This window comes from Cronobacter sp. HA18006 (genome assembly GCF_011605445.1).
Lineage (GTDB): Bacteria > Pseudomonadota > Gammaproteobacteria > Enterobacterales > Enterobacteriaceae > Cronobacter > Cronobacter sakazakii.
Genome location: NZ_JAANQB010000009.1, coordinates 1 through 5,511, shown reverse-complemented (window position 1 = coordinate 5,511; position 5,511 = coordinate 1). Strand labels below are relative to the sequence as shown.

Below are 5,511 nucleotides of genomic sequence, written 5' to 3'. Positions count from 1 at the left end.
GGCCAGGCCTCAGCATTTTATTATGGTGATCCCCTGGGCGAAATGCGCCTGGTAAGCAGAGTTTTTGAAATGTAAGGCCTTTGAATAAGACAAAAGGCTGCCTCATCGCTAACTTTGCAACAGTGCCTTTAAAAGTCCCATGTGGATCACTCCGCTGCCCCCGTCGCTCACCGCGTTGGGGGGAAGGTTCACATGGCTCAGTTCTCAATAGAAATTATCTGCCTAACTGGCTCAGTTCTGCGTGGAAACCAACAGACCTCACCGCAATCAGCTGTTCACGCAGCCACTGATGCCCTAAATCTTCGTCAAAGCGCGGATGCCAACCGACCTGCAGCTGGAACGGATCGAATGCGAATGGGAGGTCGAAGCGGTCGATCATGTGATCAAAGCGGTGTAGGAAGCGCTCAGGCAACGTCGCCAGGCAGTTCGTGCGCTCAAGTATCGGTGGCACCGCTGTGTAGTACTGCACGGATACCGTGGTGTGTCGATAATGCCCCAGCTCTGCAAGAAAATCATCGATCCCACTGTGATAACTGCCATTGGTAGACACCAGCACATGCTCATAAGCGCAGTATTGCTCCAGCGTCATTGCAGCCGTGCCGCGAGGATGCCCTTTGCGTTGGGCCACCTGAAACCTGTCGTCGACCAGATCATGGGTGCGCAAACCAGGGGGCATGAAGGCTCGGGTGCCGATCACCAGGTCGATGCGGCCGCGAGCTGCAAGATCCAGGACCTCATCCCGGGGTATCTGGAGCATGGCCAATCTAATGCCTGCATACGACTGCTTCCGAATGCACTCGATGAGATCCAGTCCAATCGTCATCGCGGCATTGTCATTGAGGGCGATCGTGAAATCGCGCTTGGCCGTGCTGGGATCGAAAGCGTAGGGCGCCTCGACAAGATCCTCAAGCCGTGTCAGCAACTCATGCAGGGGTGATTTCAGCTGCGCTGCACGTGGCGTCAACCGCATACCTCGGCCGCGCTCGGCCGGCACCAGCAAAGGATCATCAAGCACCTGCCGCAAGCGGGCCAGTTGGGCTGAGAGTGCAGGCTGGCTGATGGCTAAGCGTCGTGCTGCACGAGTGACGTTGGCCTCTTCAAGCAGAACATCCAACGACACCAGTAGACCCATGTCGTGCTTCTTCATAACTTTAATCTATTGCTAGCTACTATCAAATATCAATTTTACAGATCCATTCCTGGCGCTGTCTAATCTCGCTGTACACACTGCTACAGGAGAATAGTCATGCATACCTACGAAACAAAGCTTGCTTTGGCCAAGCAGTTTCATGCCGCACTGACCCGCCGCGACTGGCAGGCGATCCGTAAGCTTCTTACCGACGATGCCACCTGGGTTCTGCCCGGAGACAATCAGATCTCTGGTCCAGCGGTCGGTGCGGAAGCAGTCGTTGCCAGAGCTGAGCTAATTGCCAGCTTCGGCCTGAATTTCGAGCTCAAGCACATTCTGGTAAGCCGGGATAATGTCGCGCTCTCGCTGCATAACACTGCACGCCGGAATGACCTCGTACTGGACGAGCATCTGGCTACGGTCTGCACCTTGCGCGATGGCAAGATCGCTGCTATCGAGACCTACCTGTCCGACCTGCCGGGCATGAATGCCTTTTTTGCCAGGGACTGAAGGTTCGAGGTCAAGGCGACGCCCTCGGTCGAGAGTGGAGCTTGGCCGAGCTTGCCGATGCCCATGCCGTCATAGCCCGATCGGCGAACTCGGCCCGCCATTGCTATCGCGCCGAGTCAGGCCTGCGCTACCGGCTCCTAGGAAACCATCATGGCGTCGACTTGGTCACGTCAGCGCAGTTCACTTGCGCTACGGCCAAGACGACTATATGATTCGTATATGTCTCATATACGACTAGATACATGGGCATCGTGAACATCGACGACGATCTGCATGACCAACTGCGCAAGGCCAGCGCAGTATCGTGCCGGTCGATCAACGCACAGGCAGCCTTCTGGATCAGGATCGGCATGCTGTGTGAAATGAATCCAACGCAAAGCTTCAACGATATCGTTGCTCGTGAACTGCGGGCCGCGGGCGTTGTGGCGCAACCCATCAAGATGGGGGCGTCATGACCAAACGGCCAGAAGAAATCGCGCTGATGGCGGAGTCAGGCCAGCTTTTGGCACAGGTGTTCAGCCATCTTGATCGGCTGAATCTGATTGGCATGTCCACGATGCAGGTCAATGATCTGGTCGATGACCTCATCGTCCATGAATTCAACGCACGCCCGGCCAGCAAAGGGCAATACGGTTACGCCTACGCGCTAAACGCCTCCCGCAACCATGTGGTCTGCCACGGCGTTCCTTCCGCCGAGGACATCCTGCAGGACGGGGACATCGTCAATTTCGACATCACGCTGGAGAAGAATGGCTACATCGCCGATTCCAGCAAGACCTATCTGGTGGGCCAGGTGTCGCAGCCGGCACGGCGGCTCGTGCAAGTGGCTTATGAAGCGATGTGGAAAGGCATCCAGGCTGTCCGCCCAGGTGCCACGCTCGGTGACGTGGGCCACGCCATCGAGCGGCATGCCCGCAGGAATGGTTATTCGATCGTCCGGGAATACTGTGGGCACGGTATCGGTCGTGAAATGCACGAGGACCCCCAGGTTTTGCACTGGGGCAAGCCGCGAACGGGGCTAGTACTGCGCGAAGGCATGGTTTTCACCATAGAGCCGATGGTGAACCAAGGACGACGTGCCATTCGAACTGAGGACGACGGCTGGACGGTGGTTACGCGCGATGGGCAATTGTCGGCTCAGTTCGAGCATACCGTTGCTGTCACCGGGAACGGTGTGCGTGTCTTGACGCTGCGCCCGGGCGAAAAGGCGTTGCACTGATCCAGTGTGGTAGCGATACGGACTTTCGCTCAGGATCTGACTTTGACTTCGGGTAAGAACACGCCGTTGCCGGCGTGCTCTCCTCATAGAACAGTGCATGAGATTCCACCCCGTTAACACGGACACTTCCGAGCAAGCCCATATCGAGCAAAAGAAGTGTCCATGAAACGAAAGAAATACAGCCCCTAATTCAAGCGGATGGGCATTGAACTGGCTCGCCGTTCAGAGGCCAGTCGCTGCAGATTACCCAGGAAATTGGAATAGCCCCGAGGTGGGCAGGCCGTCCGGGTTGGTGTTATCCTTCAGGGAGAAGTTGAAGCAGAAATTGTGCCGATTGTCGGCCGTCCGCTCCTTGAAGACTTTGAGGTCAACTTTATCGGTCTGTGCCCCATAGGCTTGGCTCGGTTCGCCATCGCGACCAGCGCCGTCATGCTCGATGTAGCACAGATGCTTGGGGAGCAACAGTGGGCCAGCGTTAGGGGATAATGCCTGTGGCATTGAAGCGGCACTCACGGCGCATGAGCAGACGCTTCCCCCGCGCAGCACGGCTGCTGCCAGCGATATAACGCAGAACTATCGACACTTCTTCAACAGCAACGCTCCCCGGGGGCTTTTCGCCGCGTATTAGTTGTGAGGGGCTTCGATTGCGCCCAGCCGCAATGTCCGCTTCACCCCCTCTCAGGCAACGAACGGCAGAAATGCTCAATCAATGGTGTCAATGCATCCGGTGTTTCCAACATGGACAAATGCCCTGTACCTGGTACTACGGTCATGACGGCTTGCGATATGCGAGGAAGTAATTCTTTCCTCAGTACCTCGGGCGAATCCACGCGATCCAGCTCACCCGCAATAACAAGCGTAGGTACGTCTATGGCACCTACCTGCCCAGTGATGTCTTCCAAGCTGGTCGCTCTGGGCCAAGCTAGCTTAGCCGCTGGCGCGCCACGCAAGCTGTCCGCGATCACTTGTTCGCGATCCTCCGCTGACAGCGGGAGGGCCGTCAGCACGTTATCGATAGTCGCCTCCACTGTTTCACGGTTTGCGTAGGCTCCTGCCATCATTTCGCGTGCCTCTTTCGGCAAGATCATTGGCGATGGCGGTGAAGGAGCGACGAGAACCAACCCGGCCAGTCCGGCAGGCCGCCGCGAAGCCATAAGCTGAGCGACCTTGCCCCCCATCGAGTGACCGATCAGAACGTAGCGCTTCGGGTGCAGCGCTGCAATCACGCCCTCTGCATCGGCTGCAAGGTCTGCCAGCCCGTAGCCCATCGAAGGCGCGTCGGATTGACCCCAGCCGCGATGATCGAGAGCAAGCGTATGGAAGTTCGGCGCCAGCCTGGAGCAGACGTGCTTCCAAGTGCGGGAGGAGCCGCCCCAGTAATGCAGAAAAACGAGTGACGGATCGCCTTGCCCTTGCTCCTCGACATGGATCTCTATGCTGTTCGATTCGACCTTCATTGGAACATCCTTTTGCTAAAGCCCACCGGGGATCGGCTGGCTACAGTGCTAGGCTAGACCCATTCCATTCGGACGATAATAGGCCTAGATTTATCACCACCTGATAATCAGGATATCGAATGAGGTGGTATGGATAGATTGCTCAGCATGGCGGTGTTCGTCTCCGCAGTCGAAGAAGGCAGCTTGGTAAGCGCCGCTCGACGGTTTGGCCTGTCACCGTCGATGGCGGGCAAGCACGTTTCCGCGATCGAGGAACAGCTGAAAGTTCGGTTGCTTCAACGCAGCACGCGCAAGTTGACGCTAACGGATGTAGGAAGGTCCTACTACACGCGATGCAAGCGCTTGCTGGAAGAATATGAGGACGCGAACCGCGAAGCCCAGGACGCGCAACAGAGTGTGCATGGAATTTTGCGCGTGGCTGCGCCGACAACCTTTGGGGCACTGCATCTTGGTCGTGTTGTATCGAATTATCTGGCTGAATACCCCGATGTCTCGATCGAGACCACGCTGAGCGATCGCTATGTCGATCTACTGGCAGATGGCATCGACGTTGCTATCCGCATCGGCCGTCTGCAGGACTCCGACCTCGTTGCTCGGCGGCTCGCCTCGTGTCGCATGATGTTCTGTGCAGCCCCATCCTTTTTGGCACGACATGGCGAGCCGAAAACCATCGAACAGCTCCGCCAGGCACCTCGGCTTGCTTTCTCCCAGGCGGTTTCAGCCGGAGACTGGAGCGTTACGGATGCTAACGGCCAGACATATCACATTGATGGTGAGATCCGGCTCGCTGCAAACAACATGCAGATGCTGCTCGCGGCAGCGCTGACAGGGGCGGGGGTGGTCTACGGCCCTAGCTTTGTGTTCGAGCAGTCCATCGCCAGCGGTGCGCTTCGTGTCCTGCTGCCTGACCACAAAACAAAGGATTTGGCGATTCATGCCATCTATCCGAGCAAGCGCCATGTGTCGTTGAAAGTTCGCCGTTTCATCGAGCATCTGAGCATGAGCTTCGACGACACGCAGCCGTGGGATCTCATGCATAGGAGCACTACGGCTTGAGGTTGCCCCTGAGGGCACTGTTGCAAATAGTCGGTGGTGATAAACTTATCATCCCCTTTTGCTGATGGAGCTGCACATGAACCCATTCAAAGGCCGGCATTTTCAGCGTGACATCATTCTGTGGGCCGTACGCTGGTACT

General features: G+C 56.9%; 6 protein-coding genes and 2 pseudogenes. 5 read left to right on the top strand and 3 right to left on the bottom strand.

Going from position 1 to position 5,511, the window contains the following annotated elements; genetic code table 11:
- Positions 1-75 (top strand): annotated as a pseudogene (locus tag G9X48_RS01760) (IS6 family transposase); the annotation flags it as partial.
- A gap of 139 nt (positions 76-214) precedes the next feature.
- Here G9X48_RS01760 and G9X48_RS01755 read toward each other — a convergent pair.
- Positions 215-1,132 (bottom strand): LysR family transcriptional regulator, encoded by a 918-nt coding sequence (locus G9X48_RS01755; protein ID WP_001554373.1) that lies wholly within the window; start codon positions 1,130-1,132, stop codon positions 215-217.
- Positions 1,133-1,246: 114 nt separating this feature from the next.
- Between G9X48_RS01755 and G9X48_RS01750 the strand changes: the two genes are divergently transcribed.
- The 3 genes from G9X48_RS01750 to map all read left to right on the top strand — a co-directional run bounded on the left by G9X48_RS01750 (position 1,247) and on the right by map (position 2,858).
- Positions 1,247-1,639: a nuclear transport factor 2 family protein gene (locus tag G9X48_RS01750; RefSeq protein ID WP_001554375.1), complete on the top strand. Its 393-nt coding sequence runs from the start codon at positions 1,247-1,249 to the stop codon at positions 1,637-1,639.
- 242 nt (positions 1,640-1,881) lie between these two features.
- Complete coding sequence (locus G9X48_RS01745; protein ID WP_001554376.1) at positions 1,882-2,094, top strand: ParD-like family protein; 213 nt, start codon at positions 1,882-1,884, stop codon at positions 2,092-2,094.
- Positions 2,091-2,858 carry a type I methionyl aminopeptidase gene (gene map / locus G9X48_RS01740; protein WP_001554377.1) on the top strand — a complete coding sequence of 256 codons (768 nt, stop codon included), beginning with the start codon at positions 2,091-2,093 and terminating at the stop codon, positions 2,856-2,858. Before G9X48_RS01745 ends, map begins: the two co-directional genes overlap by 4 nt.
- 297 nt (positions 2,859-3,155) lie before the next feature.
- Here the strand turns inward: map and G9X48_RS21630 are convergent.
- Positions 3,156-3,335: pseudogene (locus G9X48_RS21630) on the bottom strand (hypothetical protein); the annotation flags it as partial.
- Between the two features lie 191 nt (positions 3,336-3,526).
- Positions 3,527-4,315, bottom strand: a complete 789-nt coding sequence (locus G9X48_RS01735) for an alpha/beta hydrolase (protein ID WP_001554379.1) — start codon at positions 4,313-4,315, stop codon at positions 3,527-3,529.
- A 129-nt stretch (positions 4,316-4,444) separates the two neighbouring features.
- Between G9X48_RS01735 and G9X48_RS01730 the strand changes: the two genes are divergently transcribed.
- A complete protein-coding gene (locus tag G9X48_RS01730; RefSeq protein WP_001554380.1) occupies positions 4,445-5,371 on the top strand; it encodes a LysR family transcriptional regulator in 927 nt (308 codons plus the stop codon).
- Positions 5,372-5,511 lie beyond the last annotated feature (140 nt).

Excerpts from the sequence above, each read along its gene's own strand:
- map (WP_001554377.1), top strand. The coding sequence starts at position 2,091 with ATGACCAAACGGCCAGAAGAAATCGCGCTGATGGCGGAGTCAGGCCAG.
- G9X48_RS01745 (WP_001554376.1), top strand. The coding sequence starts at position 1,882 with ATGGGCATCGTGAACATCGACGACGATCTGCATGACCAACTGCGCAAG.
- G9X48_RS01755 (WP_001554373.1), bottom strand. The coding sequence starts at position 1,132 with ATGGGTCTACTGGTGTCGTTGGATGTTCTGCTTGAAGAGGCCAACGTC.
- G9X48_RS01735 (WP_001554379.1), bottom strand. The coding sequence starts at position 4,315 with ATGAAGGTCGAATCGAACAGCATAGAGATCCATGTCGAGGAGCAAGGG.
- G9X48_RS01750 (WP_001554375.1), top strand. The coding sequence starts at position 1,247 with ATGCATACCTACGAAACAAAGCTTGCTTTGGCCAAGCAGTTTCATGCC.
- G9X48_RS01730 (WP_001554380.1), top strand. The coding sequence starts at position 4,445 with ATGGATAGATTGCTCAGCATGGCGGTGTTCGTCTCCGCAGTCGAAGAA.